This window comes from Flavobacterium panici, from assembly GCF_903819335.1.
GTDB lineage: Bacteria > Bacteroidota > Bacteroidia > Flavobacteriales > Flavobacteriaceae > Flavobacterium > Flavobacterium panici.
The window spans coordinates 103,332-121,861 of record NZ_CAIJDE010000062.1 but is presented as its reverse complement, the minus strand read 5'-3'; the positions used below and the strand labels follow the sequence as shown (position 1 = coordinate 121,861).

The following is an 18,530-nucleotide window of genomic DNA, read 5'->3' as shown; positions in this document are numbered from 1 at the left end:
ATGTTAACATTTAATAGTTTAGGCAGAAAAGGAAATTTAGGAAATCAATTGTTTCAAATTGCGTCTACTGTAGGTTTGGCAATAAAACATAATAAACCATTTTCATTTCCCGAGTGGGGATATTCGGATTATTTTGATTACGAATTACCAAAACAAGATAAAAGTAAAAAGCTAATTCAGATTGTTGAAAAGAATTATGAGTTTCATAACTGGGAAATAGGTAATGAAGATTATGATATAAACGGCGCTTTACAGTCAGAAAAATATTTTGATATTGAGACAACTAAAAAAATATTCAAATTCAAAGATGTTTTTGTACAAGAATTGCTTACTAAATATGACTATTTGTTTAAAAATAGACCCATTTTTATATCAGTAAGACGAGGTGATTTTGTTTGCCACCCACATTATTACCAATTGCCATATTGGTATTATATTTTAGCATTAAAAAATAATTTTGCTGATTGGGAGAAACGAGATTTGATTTTTATGAGTGATAATATTGAATACTGTAAGCGTCATTTTAAGTTTTTGAAAAACGCCTGTTTTTTAGAAAATCTTACTGCTGTAGAACAATTAATTTTAGGTTCACAAGGTCAAGATTTTATAATTAGTAACTCAACATTTTCATGGTGGGTAGCATGGTTGGGAGAGAAAAAAAATAGTAAAATTATTAGACCAGTAAAAAATTTCAGAGGCTCATTTGCTAAACTAAATAATGATAAAGATTTTTTCCCGGATAGATGGCTTTCATTTGACTACAAAAAGCATTGTTTGAAACCTAAAAACTATATATTGTTTTTTAAAGAGATCAATTTTCAGTCAAATGATGTTGTTTGTCAAGGTATTGCAGTAATAACGAATATAATTAATAGAGTAAAAAAACGAATTTTTAGATGAAAATTATTTTTATTTCCATGCATTCTATTCACGCTGTGCGATGGATCGATAATTTAAAAGAGTCTGAGCATGATTTTTACTGGTATGATATTTTGGGAAGTGGAAAGTTAGAAACATTAGAAACGGTAAAACAATTTTTAGAAACAAGAAAAAGAAAAATTCCGTATTTAAAAGGTGAATATAGCTTCTCAAAAAAAATGCCCGGATTATATAAATTAATTCGTCCTTTTCTGGAAACTACTGAACACGAAGCTCTCGAAAGAATTATAAAAGAAATTAATCCAGATGTTATTCATAGTTTTGAAATGCAGTCTTGTTCTTATCCTATAATAAAAGCAATGAATAAATTTCCAAAAATAAAATGGATTTATTCCTGTTGGGGTAATGATTTGTTTTATTTTCAGAATTTTGAAGATCATAAAAGTAAAATCAAAAATGTCTTAAAACGAGTAGATTATTTGCATACTGATTGTTTTAGAGATTATGAAATTGCCAAAGAATTAGGGTTTAAGGGTAAGCATGTTGGGGTAATTCCTGGCGGAACTGGTTATAAAATAAAAGAATTTGAAATTTATAAGCTGCCAATTGAGGAGAGAAAAATAATTTTAGTTAAAGGCTATCAAAATTTATTTGGCAGAGGAATAAATGTAATTAAAGCTCTTGAAAAAATAAAAACAAAAATTGATCAATATGAGATAATTGTTTTTGGAGCACATAATGTTGTTGAAAAGTATGTAGTTGAAAATAATTTGGCATATAAAACATATGGACGACATGATTTATCGCATCAACAAATAATGGAATTAATGGGTAAATCGATATTATACATTGGAAATAACATTTCAGATGGTATGGCAAATACATTGTTGGAAGCAATTGTTATGGGAGCATTTCCCATTCAATCCAACCCGGGAAATGTTTCGGCTGAGATTATAAATCATGGAATAAATGGATTTCTAATTAAAGACCCTGAGAATATTGATTCAATTGCTGAATTAATCACTAAGGCTATTGAAGATAAAGAAATGTTGGTTGAGGCAAACAAATTGAATAGCAAAATTGCGTTTCAAAAATTAGATTACAATACTAATCAACAAAAGGTAATAGCATTATATAAAAACCTTGAAATAAATTATTAAATGCGAATAGGTTTTAATCCTGAAAAAGATAAAGTAAAAAAAACTGAGGATTTTTTCCATCAGGTTATTATTCCGGTTTATATTCCAAATCTCGAAGGATATTTTACGGATAGTTTCCAAATCTTAAAATACAGCCTTGAGTCGCTTATAAAAACAAGTCATAATAAAACATATATATCTATTGTAAATAATGGCAGTTGTAAAATAGTTGTTGATTATTTGCAAAATATGTTTAATGAAAATAAAATTCAAGAGGTTATCCATTTAACAAATATTGGATATATCAATGCAATTTTAAAAGGAATCGTAGGACATAAGTTTGATTTAGTCACAGCGGCTGATGCAGATGTACTATTTTTAAATAATTGGCAGGAGGAAACATACAAGGTTTTCAAAGTATTTCCTAAAGCAGGAGCTGTCTGTCCAACCCCTTCGTCAAAATCATTTAATGATAAAACTTTTAATATACTTTTTGAGAATTTTTTTTCAAAAAAAATGCAATTTTCAAAAGTCAAAAATCCCAAAGCCTTAGAAGCATTTGCCGTTAGTATTAATAATCCAAATTTTTATAAAGATACACATCTAAAAAAATATCTAACAATTTCCAGTAATTCTTTAAAGGCAGTTGTTGGAGCAGGACATTTTGTTGTAACATATAGAGGAGATATTTTACGAGAAATTAAGGAAAAACATACCAAATATGTAATGGGGGGAGATAGTGATGATATTCTTGACAAACCCGTTATAGATCAGGGATTTTGGCGTTTAGCTACCGAAGATAATTATACATATCATATGGGTAATGTTAAAGAACCGTGGATGGAAGAAGTTTTTCAATCTTTAACAATCTCAAATAAAAATTCAGAATTTGTATTTGACTTTCAATCTTACAAAAGCTATAAAACTCTTTTATGGATTAAAAATGTTTTATTCAGGAAAATAATATCAAGAAAACCTGTAAGAAGGTGGTTTTTAAAATATAAAGGACTTAGCCAAGAAGAGGCAAATGTTTATTAATTAAGGGATATTTAATTAAAAAGATGATCAAAACAATTCTAATTTCCCAAGTGCCATTACCTTATTCTAAAATTGGGAGCTGGACTACACTGTATAAAAATTATCTGGAAGAGGATCATAAAATAGATTATATTGTATGTCCAAAAACTCAAATTACGTTTGCAGGAATTAATTATACTTTTGCAAATGTGACTTTTTTTCAGAAAGTTCGACATAAGTTTTTTAGGAAAAAGAATCTTCAATATTTTCAGGCTTTAAATAAAATAATCCTTCCAAATCAAAAATATATAATTCAAGTTGTTGATAATTACGGAATGATTAAACCGCTTCACGATTATCTTACTTCAATAGGAGTTATAAAGAATTGTTATATTCAATTTTTTTATCATGGATTTTCTCCCTACATGCAGTTGAATTCGGGATCAAATTTTTATGAATTGATTGATGAACTAATTGTGTTAACTAATGATAGTTATAAACAGTTTAAAAAAGTAATCAATGTCTTGCCGTGCCATTTTTCGATTCTCCATAACGGTATCAATACTGGAAAATTTAAAACAATATCGATCTCTGATAAAGAAAATTTAAAAAGAAAACTTGGATTTGAAGATAAAAAAGTTTTTATCTGGTGCTCACAAGACAGGCCTAAAAAAGGATTGCACATTGTTTTAGAAGCATGGAGAAAATTATATGAAACGCAAAAAAATATTGTATTTCTAGTTATCGGATCAGAAAGAGAACAAAACATCTCTGGCGTTAAATTTCTTGGCAGAATTTCAAATGAAGACCTTCCACAATATTATCAAGCATCTGATTGTTATCTTTTTCCAACTCTTTGTCAGGAAGGCTTCGGTTTAAGTTTAATCGAAGCATTACATTGCGGTAATTACTGTATTGCATCTGCAATGGGTGGAGTGCCAGAAGTTTTGCAACATGGAAAATTAGGTAAACTAATCGAAAATCCACATTTTGTTATGGAGTGGGTAGAAGCAATAAATAGTTTTTTAAACGACAAGCCCGAAATCTCAAAGATACAAGAGGAACTATATTCAATCGAATCATGGAGAAATGGAATGAACATAATAATTGAGGAAGCAAAATCAAGATTAGAAAAAAACATATAAAAGAATGAGAATAGAACAGTTAACTTTTACCAGATTTCTGGCAGCAATTTCAATTGTAATTTTTCATTTTGGTAAAAAGAGCTTTCTCTTTAATAATGATATTGTAAAACCTATATTCTTTAATGCAGATGTTTGTGTGAGTTACTTCTTTATATTGTCAGGATTTGTTATGATAATTGCTTATGTAAACAAATTAGATTTTTCATCAAAAGACTACTTTAGAAATAGATTTGCGAGAATCTATCCGATATATTTTTTAGCGATATTGATTGTTCTGTTTCTACAAATAAAAACAAAAAGCTTTGATTCATTAGGTTTTTTCTTGAACGTGTTTATGATTCAGAGTTGGATTCCGGGACAAGCATTGTCTTATAATCCACCTGGCTGGTCGTTATCAGTTGAGCTCTTGTTCTATGCAGTTTTTCCTATTGTTTTAAATACATTTCTTAAAAATGATAATATTAAAAAAATTGCAAAATCTATTATTATCTTTTGGGTTTTTAGTCAAATTTTATTTCAAATACTTTTTTCATTGTATGGAACAAATGAATTAAGCAGCATGAAAGATATATTGATGTATAATCCTTTAATGCATTTAAATGCATTTTTAATAGGAAGCTTAGCCGGTTACATGTTCATCAAAAAATGGCAAAATAAAAAAGGAAACTATGATTTTTTAATTCTAGTAGTTATTGGTATAATACTTTTAGCTTTAAAATTTCCATTAAACTTAAATTTTCATAATGGTATGCTTGCTGTATTTTTTATTCCATTAATAGTTTTGATTTCTTTAAATAATGGATTCTTAACAACATTATTTCAGAAAAAGCCATTCGTTTTTTTAGGGGAAATCAGTTTTGGAATTTATATTTTACAATTCCCTGTTTATTCCTTGGTAAGTGCTTATAGCGTTAATAAACATTTGCATCTAAGCGATCCCACGATTGTTTTTTTTCTGAGGCTTGTTATTCTAATAATTCTTTCTTCATTAACTTATGTATATATTGAAAAACCACTTCAGGATAAAATAAGAGCAAAAAAGAAAATGACTGCTATGATTGAAAAACCAGCTTAATAAAATAAAAGAAATGAAAACCATTGCTATAATCCCTGCCCGTGGAGGTTCCAAACGTATACCTGAAAAAAATATTCAGTTTTTAGGAGAATTACCTCTGCTTGCTCATTCCATATTATATGCACAGGAAAATAGTGATATAATAGAGGATATTTACGTTTCAACTGATGATGCTGAAATAAAAAAAATAGCAGTGCAATTTGGAGCAAAAGTTATTGATCGTCCCGTTTCTCTTTCAGGAGATTTAGAGCCAACAGTTTCGGCATTAAAACACGTTTTAGAATCCATTAATTCAAATGTTGAAAATGTTGTTTTATTACAGGCTACAAATCCTTTGCGTCCTCAAAATTTATTAAAGGAAGTTTTTGAAAAATATCAAGAAGATAATTTAGACAGCATATTTACAGTTTCAGGAAATCATCAAAAATTTGGAAAAATTGTAAATAATAAATTCCAGCCTTTTAATTACACTATCGGGCAGAGAAGTCAGGATTTAGAACCACTTTTTTTTGAAAATGGCCTGCTTTATATTACAAAAGCTTCCTTAATTCTGAATGATATTATTATTTCAGAAAATGCTTTTCCATTCGAAGTAAATCATATTTTTGCACAAGTTGATATCGATACTTCAGATGATTTAGATTATGCGAGATACCTTTATCAAAAACAATAAAACCCCAAACTTTAAAAATAATGAACCCATTAATAGAAATTGCAGGTCGTAAAATTGGACCAGATTTTCCACCATTAGTTATTGCCGAAATAGGAATCAATCACGAAGGCTCTTTAGAAGTAGCAAAAGAAATGGTTGATGCAGCATACAGAGCAGGAGTTGAGGTAGTAAAACACCAGACTCATATTGTAGAAGATGAGATGTCTGGCGCAGCAAAAAAAGTAATTCCGGGAAATGCAGATGTTTCTATTTATGAAATCATGGAAAGATGCTCGCTAAATGAATCTCAAGAGTTAGAACTGAAAAATTATGTAGAAAGCAAAGGCATGATTTTTATTTCGACACCTTTTTCAAGAGCAGCTGCCGAAAGATTAAAGAAATTTGATATTCCGGCCTATAAAATTGGTTCGGGAGAATGTAATAATTATCCGTTGTTAGAACACATTGCTTCATTTGGAAAACCTGTAATTTTAAGCACAGGAATGAATACAATAGAAAGTATTCAAAAAGCGGTTGCGATTTTTGATAAACATAATATTTCGGTTGCTTTATTGCATACAACAAATTTATACCCAACACCAATTCATTTGGTTCGTTTTGGGGCAATGGTAGAACTTCATCAAGCTTTTCCAGACAAAGTATTTGGATTGAGTGATCATACTCTTAATAATAATGCTTGTTTAGGCGCAGTCGCTCTTGGAGCAAGTGTTTTAGAAAGACATTTTACAGATCACATGCAGCGAACAGGTCCGGATATTGTTTGCAGTATGGATGAAAAAGCATGCGCAGAATTAATAGTTTCAAGTGCAGAAATTGCCTTAATGCGAGGCGGAACTAAAAAACCAGCTCTAGAAGAACAAGTTACAATTGATTTTGCTTTTGCTACTGTTTGTGCTATTAAATCAATTAAAAAAGGAGAGATTTTATCTAAAGAAAATATTTGGGTTAAACGCCCAGGAACTGGTAAAATTTTAGCAGAGCACTTTAATGATTTAATTGGTAAAACTGCTGCGAGAGATATTGAAAATGACGAACAATTAGATTTTACTGATTTTGAGTAATTCTCCAAAAAAAATATTATTTCTTACCGGTACCCGAGCAGATTTCGGAAAAATAAAATCTCTTATTCAAACCCTTGAAGAACAACAGGATTTTGAAGCTTTTGTTTTCGTTACCGGAATGCATCTGCAGGAGATTTATGGTTATACATTGATCGAAATAGAACGCTGCAATTTTAAAAACGTCTTTACTTTCGAAAATCATACACACGAAACCACGATGGATTTGACATTGGCAAAAACCATTGAAGGTTTGTCAAATTATTGCAAAACGATAAAGCCAGATATGATTGTCGTGCATGGAGACAGAGTAGAAACACTTGCAGGAGCCATAGTAGGATCATTAAATAATATTTTGGTAGCTCATATTGAAGGAGGTGAAGTTTCCGGAACTGTTGATGAATTAATTCGTCATAGTGTTAGTAAACTAAGCCACATACATTTTGTATCAAATAAGCAAGCCGCAAAAAGATTGCAGCAAATGGGAGAGGTAAAAGAATCTATTTTTACGATTGGTTCGCCAGATATAGACATTATGTTTTCTAATAATCTGCCTTCTCTTGAAACGGCAAAACAATACTATCAGATTTCTTTTGATGATTATGCACTTGTAATGTTTCATCCGGTTACGACAGAGTTCAATTCAATGAAAGAATATGCCATTACTTTTGTTGACTGCCTACTAAAAGATGATCGAAACTATATAGTAATTTTTCCAAACAATGATTTGGGAAGTCAATTCATAATAGATGAATTTAAACGACTGGAAGGAAACACAAGATTTAGAATTTTTCCATCATTGCGATTCGAGTATTTTCTAACATTATTAAAAAATAGCCAATTTATAATTGGAAACAGCAGTGCCGGAATTCGCGAAGCTCCTTATTACGGAATTCCAATTATAAATATAGGAACTCGCCAGCAAAACAGAGCCGTTCATGCAGATATTGTTAATGTCGATTATTCAAAAAAAGACATTCTTGAAGCACTTTCTAAAATAGACTCTCATAAAGTTCAAATTTCAGATAATGACTTTGGAGAAGGAAATAGTAACGAATTGTTTTTACAATCACTAAAGAAAAACGATATTTGGCAGCTGAATCACCAAAAACAATTTAGAGATATATAATATCTCTTTCATAATACCATTGTAAATACTTATGTTTTTTAACTCCATAGCATTTGCTATCTTTTTGCCAATTGTCTTTTTCCTGTATTGGTTTGTCTTTAATAAAAACAAAAGCACCCAAAATGCTTTATTAATTATTGCCAGTTATTATTTCTATTCTTGTTGGGATTGGAGATTTCTATTTTTATTAGTTTTCTCAACTTTTCTGGATTATTACACCGGAATTCAAATCGAAAAAGGAAAATCAGAAAAAAGCCGAAAATTCTGGTTTTGGTTGAGTATTTTGGTTAATCTGGGATTTTTAGGAGTTTTCAAATATTATAATTTCTTTGCATCTTCATTTTCAGAACTATTAAATTCAGCAGGAGTAAAAGCAAGTCCATTTTTACTGAATGTTATTTTGCCTGTCGGAATTTCATTTTATACTTTCCACGGACTTTCTTATGTCATTGATATTTATTTTAAAAGAATAAAAGCCGAATATAATTTTGTAGATTATTCCTTATTTGTGAGTTATTTTCCGCTGCTGGTTGCCGGCCCCATAGAAAGAGCAACGCATTTATTACCAGAGATAAAAGTTAAGCGAGAGTTTGACTTAGAAAATGCAAAACAAGGGATTTATCAAATTATTTGGGGTTTAGTAAAAAAGGTAATTATTGCGGATACTTGTGCACCTTATGCCAATGCTGTTTTTGATAATTATACTTCAATGAATTCCTTCTCGCTTATTTTAGGAGCTATATATTTTGCTTTTCAAATTTATGGAGATTTTTCAGGATATTCAGATATTGCACTTGGAGTATCCAAATTGTTTGGTTTAGATTTATTACGAAACTTCAATTATCCTTATTTCTCAAGAGATATAGCAGAGTTTTGGCGTCGCTGGCATATTTCACTTTCTTCCTGGTTTAGAGATTATTTATATATCCCATTAGGAGGAAGTAAAGGCGGACTTTGGATGAAAATCAGAAACACATTCATCATTTTTGTTGTGAGTGGTTTTTGGCACGGTGCAAATTGGACATACTTAGCTTGGGGCTTCATAAATGCAGTTTATTTCCTGCCATTGCTTCTTTCAAACAGTAATCGAAATAACATGGACACAATTCAGCTCAAATTTAATTTTGATTCTGTAAAAGTGTTTTTAAGCATACTTTACACCTTTGCATTAACTTGTATTGCGTGGGTATTTTTTAGAGCTAAAACAATTACAGATGCGGTTTTATATTTAAAGCGAATTATTACCAGTAAAGATTTTAGTTTTCAGTATCTAGACAACGAACGCTACAGTTATGAACTGCTGCTTATGATTGGAATATTTGTTTTAATCGAATGGAATAATCGCAGTAAAGTAGAACCACTTTCTGGAAAATGGAGTACATTAAAAGTAGCTTTGGCAATCTTAGCTATTATGGCTTTCGGAACTTTTTCAGATTATAAAGAATTTATATATTTTCAGTTTTAATGAAGAAGTTTTTAATTTATATAGCTAAAATTAGTGTAGTAACAGTTTTAATAGCATTTCTATTAGATGGCTTGTATACCTATATTTTTATGCATTCTAATAATAGAGGAAAAATTGAAAAGGTTTTTAATTCAAAAGCTCAGAAATACGATGTTGTTTTTTTAGGATCTTCAAGAGCAAATAATCATTTTGTAGCACAAATGTTTGAAGACAAAGGATTGAAAGCATTCAATTACGGAATGAGCGGCGGACATTTATTTGAAGCTTCTTTGATGTTGAAATTGATGATTGAAAGAAAATACGAAATCAAAAATGTCATTCTCGAAGCCGATTTAAATCTTTCAAATGAACATCAGGCAGAAGGGATTTCTGCAAGATTCCTGCCTTATATTCATAATTCAGAAGTTATTAAAGATCACTTTTCAAATGAAGCAGATTTTAATGAACTGTATTATATTCCATTTTACAGATATATTAAATATGATGGCAAAATAGGATTTAGAGAAGCTTTTTTTATTTCAATGAATAGAAGAACAAATGCTCAGGATAATTTAGGATACTATCAGTTAGAGAAACATAAAAATGGAAATATGAAGAATAATATTGTCAATTTAAATCCATTAAAGCATAATAAATATTACGAAGAAATTAAAAACATTTGTAAAGCCAAGAAAATTAATTTCATTTCAGTCATGACACCAATATGTGAGAATACTAAAGGAATGAATTATTTTGATAAGGTAAAAAAAGCATACCCTGAAATTCATAATTATGAAAATGTTGTAATTGAAGATAAATATTTTTCATCCTGCGGGCACATGAATGATGCAGGAGCAAAAATGTTTACTGCCAGAATTATAAAAGATTTTTTTAAAAAATAATTTTTTCAATGGAGAAAAATAAAATTGTATTGCTTTTCCCAGATGGGGTTGGTATTAGAAATTATCTCTATTCTAATGTTTTTGATAATCTACAAGAAGATATAATTCTATTTCATAATTTCGATCCAGAAACGATAACGGCTATTAAGCAGAATATTTCAATTAATGAAGAAATCTTAATTCCGAATTATAAAGAGTCTGCAAAAGAAAAATTTTTAAGAGAATTGATATCTCTTTTAAGACTCTATTATAATAATTCTATAGTTAATAATCCTACTTTGCTAAGCAATTGGAATTGGAAACAAAAAGGATTCTCAAAAAAAATATTCTATAAAATAATTGAGTTATCATCTCCTTTTTTTAAAAAATATTCGAGTATTTTAAAATTAGAAAAAAGGTATCAGAAAGCGATTCGCCAGAATGCTTTTTACAATGAAGTAAAAAACATCTTGATGAATGCTCAAATTAATCATGTTTTCTGTTCACATCAAAGAGCTTTAAGCGTAGCTACAGTTTTTGCAGCAGCAACTGATTTAGGAATTAAAACAAGTACAGTAATTTATTCTTGGGATAATTTACCAAAAGCCCGATTAGCACTTCGTGCAAATAATTACTTAGTTTGGTCTAATCACATGAAAAGTGAATTGAAGCTATATTACCCTGAAATTTTATTAGAAGATATTCATGTCACAGGAACTCCACAGTTTGAGTTTTACGATGAACAAAAAAATATAATCGACAAGGAAACCTACTATAGAAAATATGACCTGGATTTTAATAAAAAAATCATCTGTTTCTCTGGTGATGACACTAAAACTTCGCCGGATGATCCAAGTTATTTGAAAGATATAGCCGAAGAAATTATAAAAGCAAATTTACAGAACGAATATCAAATTTTATTAAGAAGATGTCCCGTTGATTTTTCAGGAAGATTTGATACGATTGTAGCGCAATATAAAGATTTAATTAAAGAAGCACCACCATTATGGTATTTCAGCAAATCGAAAGAATGGAACACCGTTTATCCAACTTTTGAAGATGTAAAATTATTAGTAAGCACTGCATTTTATTCTGATATAGTAGTGAACGTTGGTTCAACAATGGCTTTTGATTTTGGAAAATTTAACAAACCATGTGTTTTTATCAATTATGATCAACAAAATCAGAATGATAAAAACTGGTCAGTAAAAAAAATTTATCAATTTCAACATTTTAAAAGCATGCCAAATACTGATGTTGTAATTTGGCTTAATAGCAAAGAAGAGATTATTGATAAAGTTATTTATAAAAAAGGCTGGAATTCGACGGATGCTTTAAAGCAATGGTATAATACAATAGTCGAAGAAAAAAGCACCGCTTCCGTTAATATTTCTAATATCGTAAAAAATAAAAACGTATGATTCTATATATTAGAAAACTATTATGGCGTATTTTAGGAATTAATTACTATAATTATTTAAAAGGTAAAAATAGTGTTTACTTAAAGGATGCAAAGTGGCCACTTGTTGGAGATAAAACTTATGATAATGGCGCCTTTGTATGGAAATGGTATAATGATTCGGGTTTAAAAATCGGTAAATATTGTTCCATTGCAAATGATGTTAATTTTATTTGCGATCCTGGTTTTCATACTGAAAGTGAAATCACTTCTTTTCCATTATTTCATGAAATTTTAGAAAAAAATGATGAGATAGTAATTGATAATATACCCTATAAAGTTAGTGATTTAAGTAAAAAACTGCAGTCGAAGAAGGCTGGCATAGTAGTAGGAAATGATGTTTGGATTGGAATGAATGCAACAATTTTGCCCAATGTAAAAATAGGTAATGGTGTTACTATTTTGGCTGGTGCTGTTGTGTCAGATGATATCCCAGATTATGCCGTTGTGGGTGGAGTTCCGGCAAAAGTGATTAAATTTAAACATAATCAGGAAATTATAGATGCTTTGAATAAAATTAACTGGTGGGATTGGTCTGATGAAAAAATGAAATTAAACATAAACGATTTCTATTTATCAATAGAAAATTTTATTAAAAAACATTCTTAAATGCATATCTGTTTTCTAACCAATGAATTTCCTAAACAAGGATTTCCGCATGGAGGAATTGGAAGTTTTGTACAAACTCTCGCAACTGCATTGGTGAAAAAAAATATTAAAGTATCTGTTGTTGGAATTAACTATACAAATAAAGATGAAACTGAAATCATAGAGAATGTAAATGTATATCGATTAAAAAAAAGTACAATAAAAGGGCTTTCGTGGTATTTTAATTCAAAAAAAATCAACGATAAAATTATTGAAATTCATAAACAAGATCCTATACACATTATTGAATCTCCTGAACTTGGTTTAGCTTTTATAAAAAAGATATTAAACATTAAATACATTATACGTCTACACGGTGGACATCATTTTTTTGCTGAAAGCGAAAACAGGAAAATTAATAAATGGAAGGGATTTCAGGAAAAAAGATCTTTTAGCAAAGCCGATGCTTTTATTGCAGTTTCACAATATGTAAAAACACACACAGAGAAATACTTAAGCTACAATAATAAAACAGTAGCTTATATAAGCAATCCTATTGATACAGATTTTTTTAAACCAATAATTGAAAATCAATCTGAAGATAAAATTGTTTTTGCTGGAACAGTTTGTGAAAAAAAGGGAATTCGTCAGTTGATTCAGGCTTTCCCAATGGTTAAGAAAGAATTTAGAAACGTAACATTAGAAATTTACGGCAAGGATTGGTTTTTTCCAGATGATACTTCATATATAAAAATGTTGAAGGACAAAGAATTAATAAAATTAGGAGATGTCACTAAAAGTATTAATTTTCATGGATCTACTCCTTATTCTGAAATTCCGATAGCATATTCAGGTGCTTCGGTATGTGTATTTCCTTCTCATATGGAGACTCAGGGTTTAGTCGCTCCAGAAGCTATGGCTATGGAAAAACCAGTAGTTTTTACAAAATTAGGACCTGGGCCTGAGGCTATAGAAAATTATAGAACAGGTTTATTATGTGACCCATATAATCCAAAAGATATTGCTGAAAAAATTATTTGGGTTTTATCCAATAAAGAAGAAGCAAAAGAAATGGGAAAAAAAGCCAGAGAACATGTTCTTACAAAATACGGGCTTGAAAACATCGTTTGTCAAAATATTGATTTTTATAAAATGTAATCTTTTGATAAATGGTTCTTTAAAGTGTTGAGCTTAAGTAAAAAAGATTTTGGCAGTTTTAGCGAAAATATAAAAATGAAAACAATTTTAATTGCACATAATTATACCGAAAGTTCATTTGCTTTTATGAGTTATTATTTGGCTCAGAGTTTAAGTAATGATGGAAACAGGGTTATCTTTATTTCACATAAGCCTTTTTTTAGTAAGCCTTTCAAGGAAATTATTGGTAAAGGAGAGTTATTAATTTGTTCTTGGCCAACAGAAAATCGACCTGTAAAAATTTCAGATGCATTATGGTACGCAAAAATTTATCTGAAATATAAACCAAGTGTAGTGATAAGTCATTTTGTAAGTGTTAATATTACAACAATAATTTCAAAAATATTTTCTTTACGCAAGGTTAATACATTTCCTTATTATCATACATTATCAAGTCAAATTAATGAAGATGTTTTAACATCATCTTTGAAAAGAAATTTTAAAAAATATAGAAAGAAGCTACTTTACAGATGGTTTGCGGACTTGGTAATTTGCCCTTCAGATTTGGCTAAAGAAGATTTAGAGAAATACTTTGAATGTCAAAACAGTATAAAAGTTCTTAACCCAATGAAAGATAGATTCAATGGGAAAGTTGATCCAGATCCAAATTCTATAATAATCTCTTATTTAGGTCGCTTAGAACCATCCAAAGGAGTTATTGAATTAATTGATGCTTTTTTAACTTATAAAAGTAAGTTTCAAATGTCAAAAATTCGTTTAAAAATTGCTGGCAGTGGTAGTCAATATGACCAAATATTAAAATTAAGCAATACTCATAATGATATCAATTTTAAAGGAGCACTTTCTTATAATGAAATTGATCAATATTTAAATAAAAGTCATTATGCTATTGTACCATCAAAGTTTGATAATCTTCCAACAGTTGGTTTAGAATCAATGATGAATCAGACACCATTATTAATTTCAAATAATACAGGACTGGCAAAAGAACTAGAAGATGGAGTCGAGTGTTTTAAATTTGATCCAACTTTGGAGGAAATGATTTTATTATTTGAAAAGGTCGAAAATAATCTTGAAAACTACATTGAGATGGGAATCGAGGCAAGAAAAACATATTTGAAAAAATTTGGAATAGATAGTTATTGCACAACAATGAAAAAAATAATTGAAAACTGAATTAAACCTAATTGAGTAAGATCTAAAAGATTTATTCTTAAGCTATCAAGATCAACAATGTTTATAAAAACTCTTTAATCAAAAAAGAAATCTATTCTAAAATTTAATGAACTTTACAATCATCACTCACGTTACTCACTACAAAGAGAATTCACATTTATTAGGTTATGGACCTTATGTGAAAGAGATGAATATTTGGTTTAAGTATGTCGATAATGTAACTATTGTTGCGCCTTTGAGTGAAGAAAAAACAAGTAAAATTGATCTGGCTTACCAACATTCTAAAATAAGGTTTGAGAAAATACCGACTTTAGCATTTAATACGCCATTATGCATTTTAAAAAGCACACTTAATTTGTCTTTTGTCTTTTGGAAAACTTTTAAAGCAATGCAAAACGCAGATCATATTCATTTACGTTGTCCCGGAAATGTAGGATTAATAGGGTGTTTTGTTCAGGTTCTTTTTCCAAATAAAATAAAAACTGCAAAATATGCAGGAAACTGGGATCCAAAAAGCAAACAGCCTTGGACTTATAATTTGCAAAAATATATATTAAATAATACTTTTTTAACCCGAAATATGCAGGTTTTGGTATATGGAGAATGGGAAAACCAATCAGCGAATATAAAATCTTTTTTTACAGCAACTTATTCAGATTATGAGAAAGAAGCGATAAAAAAAAGCGACTTAAATCTGGGTATAGAATTTGTTTTTGTGGGAAGTTTAGTTACAGGTAAAAATCCAATGTATGCTTTACAACTAATAAATAGTTTAGTTATAAAAGGAACTAAAGTTATACTAAACGTATTTGGAGAAGGACCGGAAAGAGATAATCTCGAAAATTATATTCAAGAAAACAAACTTAAGGATTTTGTTTTTTTGCACGGAAATCAAAATCAGGATGTTATAAAAAAAGCTTATAGAAAAAGTCATTTTGTTATTTTACCGTCTAAAAGTGAAGGTTGGCCAAAAGTTATTGCAGAGGGAATGTTTTATGGCTGTGTTCCTTTAGCTACCAATGTCTCATGTGTTCCATTTATGCTTGATAATGGAAAAAGAGGAATTTTGTTAGAAATGAATTTAGAAAATGACCTGATTCAAATTGAAAATTTACTCTTAGATCAAACAAATTATCTTAATGTTGGTAAATTAGCGACTGAATGGTCTCAAAATTATACTACTGAAGTTTTTGAAACTGAAATTGAAAAACTGGTTATAAAATGAGAATTGTTCAAATAATAGATTCTTTAGAAGCTGGAGGAGCTGAACGAATGGCCATAAATTATGCTAATACTTTGTCAAAAAAGATTGAGTTTTCAGGATTAATAGCTACTCGAAAAGAAGGCTCGCTTTTAGAGCAGATCAATAAAAATGTTGATTATTTATTTTTAGGAAAAAAAAGAAAAATTGATTTTAAATCTATACTTCTATTAAGGAAGTATATAAAAACAAACAACATAGATTGCATTCATGCTCATAGTTCCTCTTTTTTCATTGCTGCATTGATAAAAATAAATTTTCCAAAAGTTAAAATTATTTGGCACGATCATTATGGAATCTCACAAGATTTGTTGTCTAGAAAAAATTTAACTTTGAAAGTGGCATCTATTTTTTTCACAGGGATAATTTCAGTTAATTCAGCTCTAAAAGACTGGGCAAAAAGGTATCTATGGTGCAAGAACATTATTTATTTGCCCAATTTTATCGAAAACTCTTTTGATACAAATGATAAGGTTTTTTTAAAAGGAGCTGATGGGAAACGAATTGTTTGTGTGGCTAATCTTAGACCTCAAAAAAACCATGAACTTTTAATTAATGTGGCGAATATAATTCGAAATGAATTTCCTGACTGGTCCTTTCATTTAATTGGTAAAGATTTTAAAGATTCATACTCTGATTCTCTGAAAAAAAAAGTCTTAGATTTGAAATTAACAGAAACTGTTTTTTTTTATGGAACAATTAATAATGTTGCTGCAGCTTTAAAGCAATCTCAAATTGCAGTTTTACCCTCTCTTTCAGAGGGTCTTCCTTTAGCTTTGCTAGAATATGGACAACACAAATTACCTGTTGTTGCAACAAATGTAGGCGAAATCTCTAAAATAATTAGCTCTGAAAAAATAGGCTTAATTGTTCCGTCAAATGATCTGAATCAATTTAAAGAAGCAATTCAAAAATTAATAGAGAATGATATTTATAGAACATTAATGGGTGCAGAATTAAGTAAAGTAATTAAATTAAATTACAGCGATGAATCAGTTATTGAAAAATATACTGAATGGTTAATTCTTTGATTAATTTTATTATCTTAAATGTTCTTAAAATAAATGAAAAATATCAAATTCACATATATTTCTCTTCTTCTAATTCATGCAGCGATTGCTCTAGCTATTTTCGTGTTACCCTTTTTGTCAAAAGTGTATGCATTATTAATTCCGGTAATTGGTTTTTTTATAGTTACCCGAACAAGAAATAAAAACAATGAGGTACTTCTGGTTGCCGGTTATTTAGTTGGAGTAGAAGTTTTTTTACGAATGACAGGCGGTAATTTTAACAACGAATATGTAAAAGTCATGGTCATTTTTTTCATGTTGTTAGGGATGCTGTACAGTAATTTTTCATCTAATTCATTTATCTATGTTTTGTTTGCATTATTGTTGATTCCAGGGGCTATTGTAGCGATAAATGTTGCTGATCTTGATACGGATATTAAAAAAGCATTAGTTTTCAATTTATTGGGACCAATTTGTTTGTGTTTTTGCTCGATATACATGTTTCAAAGGAAAATTACGTTTTTAAACCTGCAAAACATTGTTTTAGCAATGGGATTTCCTATTGTAACAACTACAGTTTATTTGTTTTTGTATAATCCTAGTGTTAGAGATGTAGTAACGGGTACTCAATCTAATTTTGAAACTTCAGGAGGATTTGGTCCAAATCAGGTTTCTACAATATTAGGGTTAGGAATGTTTGTTTTCTTTTCACAATTAATATTGTTTTCAAAATCAAAAATCAAAATAATCATAAACGGTGTTTTATTAATCTTTGTTAGTTATAGAGCTATAGTGACCTTTTCACGAGGAGGAGTTATAGCAGGAGTAATAATGATTATTTGTTTGTTAGTAATCTTGTATTATTTTTCAAGTAAAAAAAATAAAAGCAAAATAGGTCTAATTTTTATTTTGATGGGACTTCTGGCTCTGGGAATATGGACTTATACATCTTTCCAAACTAGGGGGATGATAGAAAAAAGGTATGCAAATAAAGATGCCAGAGGTCGAGAAAAAAAAGATCATTTAGGCGGTCGTGAAGCTATTATAGACGCAGATCTAAAACTATTTTTTGACAACCCTATTATGGGTATTGGAGCAGGAATGGGGAAAGAAATGCGTAAAGATTCCCTTGGAGAAGAAGTAGCTGCCCATAATGAAATTTCACGTATGCTTAGTGAGCATGGTTTGTTTGGAATTATTGGGTTATTATTACTGTTCTTAGTACCTATTGTCTTATATACAAACAATCAAAATCATCTTTATTTTTTATCCTTTTATATTTTTTGGCTTTTAACCATAAATCATGCAGCTTTACGAATAGCAGCCCCAGCTTTTGTTTATGCTCTTGCGCTTCTATCAATAAAGGTACAAATTCCCGAAAAAACAAGTAATAACTTAAAATAAATTACGTTTTTTATAATAAATTTGCCCCAAGTTT

The 18,530-nt window shown here is 29.6% G+C and carries 17 protein-coding genes; all 17 read left to right on the top strand.

The window, feature by feature from the left end; all coding sequences use genetic code 11:
• The 17 genes from FLAPXU55_RS20480 to FLAPXU55_RS20400 all read left to right on the top strand — a co-directional run bounded on the left by FLAPXU55_RS20480 (position 1) and on the right by FLAPXU55_RS20400 (position 18,496).
• Positions 1-900, top strand: a complete 900-nt coding sequence (locus FLAPXU55_RS20480; RefSeq protein WP_180860898.1) for an alpha-1,2-fucosyltransferase — start codon at positions 1-3, stop codon at positions 898-900.
• Positions 897-2,039 (top strand): glycosyltransferase, encoded by a 1,143-nt coding sequence (locus tag FLAPXU55_RS20475; RefSeq protein ID WP_180860895.1) that lies wholly within the window; start codon positions 897-899, stop codon positions 2,037-2,039. The genes FLAPXU55_RS20480 and FLAPXU55_RS20475 overlap by 4 nt, the downstream gene beginning before the upstream one ends.
• Complete coding sequence (locus FLAPXU55_RS20470; protein WP_180860892.1) at positions 2,040-3,056, top strand: glycosyltransferase family A protein; 1,017 nt, start codon at positions 2,040-2,042, stop codon at positions 3,054-3,056.
• A 23-nt stretch (positions 3,057-3,079) separates the two neighbouring features.
• Positions 3,080-4,180 (top strand): glycosyltransferase family 4 protein, encoded by a 1,101-nt coding sequence (locus tag FLAPXU55_RS20465; RefSeq protein WP_180860889.1) that lies wholly within the window; start codon positions 3,080-3,082, stop codon positions 4,178-4,180.
• A 4-nt stretch (positions 4,181-4,184) separates the two neighbouring features.
• Positions 4,185-5,255, top strand: coding sequence for an acyltransferase family protein (locus FLAPXU55_RS20460; protein WP_180860885.1), 1,071 nt, complete (start codon positions 4,185-4,187; stop codon positions 5,253-5,255).
• Positions 5,256-5,268: 13 nt separating this feature from the next.
• Entirely contained in the window at positions 5,269-5,928 is a 660-nt protein-coding gene (locus FLAPXU55_RS20455) for an acylneuraminate cytidylyltransferase family protein (RefSeq protein WP_180860882.1), read from the top strand.
• A 20-nt stretch (positions 5,929-5,948) separates the two neighbouring features.
• Positions 5,949-6,989 (top strand): N-acetylneuraminate synthase, encoded by a 1,041-nt coding sequence (gene neuB / locus FLAPXU55_RS20450; RefSeq protein WP_180860879.1) that lies wholly within the window; start codon positions 5,949-5,951, stop codon positions 6,987-6,989.
• The gene (neuC, locus tag FLAPXU55_RS20445; protein ID WP_180860876.1) at positions 6,982-8,115 is read left to right on the top strand and encodes a UDP-N-acetylglucosamine 2-epimerase; all 1,134 of its coding nucleotides are present in this window, start codon (positions 6,982-6,984) and stop codon (positions 8,113-8,115) included. The genes neuB and neuC overlap by 8 nt, the downstream gene beginning before the upstream one ends.
• 31 nt (positions 8,116-8,146) lie before the next feature.
• Positions 8,147-9,580: an MBOAT family O-acyltransferase gene (locus tag FLAPXU55_RS20440; RefSeq protein WP_180860873.1), complete on the top strand. Its 1,434-nt coding sequence runs from the start codon at positions 8,147-8,149 to the stop codon at positions 9,578-9,580.
• Positions 9,580-10,461, top strand: a complete 882-nt coding sequence (locus FLAPXU55_RS20435; protein WP_180860870.1) for a hypothetical protein — start codon at positions 9,580-9,582, stop codon at positions 10,459-10,461. The genes FLAPXU55_RS20440 and FLAPXU55_RS20435 overlap by 1 nt, the downstream gene beginning before the upstream one ends.
• 8 nt (positions 10,462-10,469) lie before the next feature.
• Positions 10,470-11,861 (top strand): hypothetical protein, encoded by a 1,392-nt coding sequence (locus FLAPXU55_RS20430; protein WP_180860867.1) that lies wholly within the window; start codon positions 10,470-10,472, stop codon positions 11,859-11,861.
• Positions 11,858-12,508 carry a CatB-related O-acetyltransferase gene (locus FLAPXU55_RS20425; RefSeq protein ID WP_180860864.1) on the top strand — a complete coding sequence of 217 codons (651 nt, stop codon included), beginning with the start codon at positions 11,858-11,860 and terminating at the stop codon, positions 12,506-12,508. The genes FLAPXU55_RS20430 and FLAPXU55_RS20425 overlap by 4 nt, the downstream gene beginning before the upstream one ends.
• Positions 12,509-13,645, top strand: coding sequence for a glycosyltransferase family 4 protein (locus tag FLAPXU55_RS20420; protein ID WP_180860861.1), 1,137 nt, complete (start codon positions 12,509-12,511; stop codon positions 13,643-13,645).
• A gap of 75 nt (positions 13,646-13,720) precedes the next feature.
• Positions 13,721-14,821, top strand: a complete 1,101-nt coding sequence (locus FLAPXU55_RS20415; RefSeq protein ID WP_180860857.1) for a glycosyltransferase family 4 protein — start codon at positions 13,721-13,723, stop codon at positions 14,819-14,821.
• A gap of 106 nt (positions 14,822-14,927) precedes the next feature.
• Positions 14,928-16,046, top strand: a complete 1,119-nt coding sequence (locus FLAPXU55_RS20410; protein WP_180860854.1) for a glycosyltransferase — start codon at positions 14,928-14,930, stop codon at positions 16,044-16,046.
• Entirely contained in the window at positions 16,043-17,113 is a 1,071-nt protein-coding gene (locus tag FLAPXU55_RS20405; RefSeq protein WP_180860851.1) for a glycosyltransferase, read from the top strand. Before FLAPXU55_RS20410 ends, FLAPXU55_RS20405 begins: the two co-directional genes overlap by 4 nt.
• Positions 17,114-17,146: 33 nt before the next feature.
• Positions 17,147-18,496 carry an O-antigen ligase family protein gene (locus FLAPXU55_RS20400; protein WP_180860848.1) on the top strand — a complete coding sequence of 450 codons (1,350 nt, stop codon included), beginning with the start codon at positions 17,147-17,149 and terminating at the stop codon, positions 18,494-18,496.
• The last annotated feature ends 34 nt before the right edge of the window (positions 18,497-18,530 follow it).

Coding starts and splice junctions, on each gene's coding strand:
- FLAPXU55_RS20480 (WP_180860898.1), top strand. CDS start 1: ATGTTAACATTTAATAGTTTAGGCAGAAAAGGAAATTTAGGAAATCAA.
- FLAPXU55_RS20475 (WP_180860895.1), top strand. CDS start 897: ATGAAAATTATTTTTATTTCCATGCATTCTATTCACGCTGTGCGATGG.
- FLAPXU55_RS20470 (WP_180860892.1), top strand. CDS start 2,040: ATGCGAATAGGTTTTAATCCTGAAAAAGATAAAGTAAAAAAAACTGAG.
- FLAPXU55_RS20465 (WP_180860889.1), top strand. CDS start 3,080: ATGATCAAAACAATTCTAATTTCCCAAGTGCCATTACCTTATTCTAAA.
- FLAPXU55_RS20460 (WP_180860885.1), top strand. CDS start 4,185: ATGAGAATAGAACAGTTAACTTTTACCAGATTTCTGGCAGCAATTTCA.
- FLAPXU55_RS20455 (WP_180860882.1), top strand. CDS start 5,269: ATGAAAACCATTGCTATAATCCCTGCCCGTGGAGGTTCCAAACGTATA.
- neuB (WP_180860879.1), top strand. CDS start 5,949: ATGAACCCATTAATAGAAATTGCAGGTCGTAAAATTGGACCAGATTTT.
- FLAPXU55_RS20440 (WP_180860873.1), top strand. CDS start 8,147: ATGTTTTTTAACTCCATAGCATTTGCTATCTTTTTGCCAATTGTCTTT.
- FLAPXU55_RS20435 (WP_180860870.1), top strand. CDS start 9,580: ATGAAGAAGTTTTTAATTTATATAGCTAAAATTAGTGTAGTAACAGTT.
- FLAPXU55_RS20430 (WP_180860867.1), top strand. CDS start 10,470: ATGGAGAAAAATAAAATTGTATTGCTTTTCCCAGATGGGGTTGGTATT.
- FLAPXU55_RS20425 (WP_180860864.1), top strand. CDS start 11,858: ATGATTCTATATATTAGAAAACTATTATGGCGTATTTTAGGAATTAAT.
- FLAPXU55_RS20420 (WP_180860861.1), top strand. CDS start 12,509: ATGCATATCTGTTTTCTAACCAATGAATTTCCTAAACAAGGATTTCCG.
- FLAPXU55_RS20415 (WP_180860857.1), top strand. CDS start 13,721: ATGAAAACAATTTTAATTGCACATAATTATACCGAAAGTTCATTTGCT.
- FLAPXU55_RS20410 (WP_180860854.1), top strand. CDS start 14,928: ATGAACTTTACAATCATCACTCACGTTACTCACTACAAAGAGAATTCA.
- FLAPXU55_RS20405 (WP_180860851.1), top strand. CDS start 16,043: ATGAGAATTGTTCAAATAATAGATTCTTTAGAAGCTGGAGGAGCTGAA.
- FLAPXU55_RS20400 (WP_180860848.1), top strand. CDS start 17,147: ATGAAAAATATCAAATTCACATATATTTCTCTTCTTCTAATTCATGCA.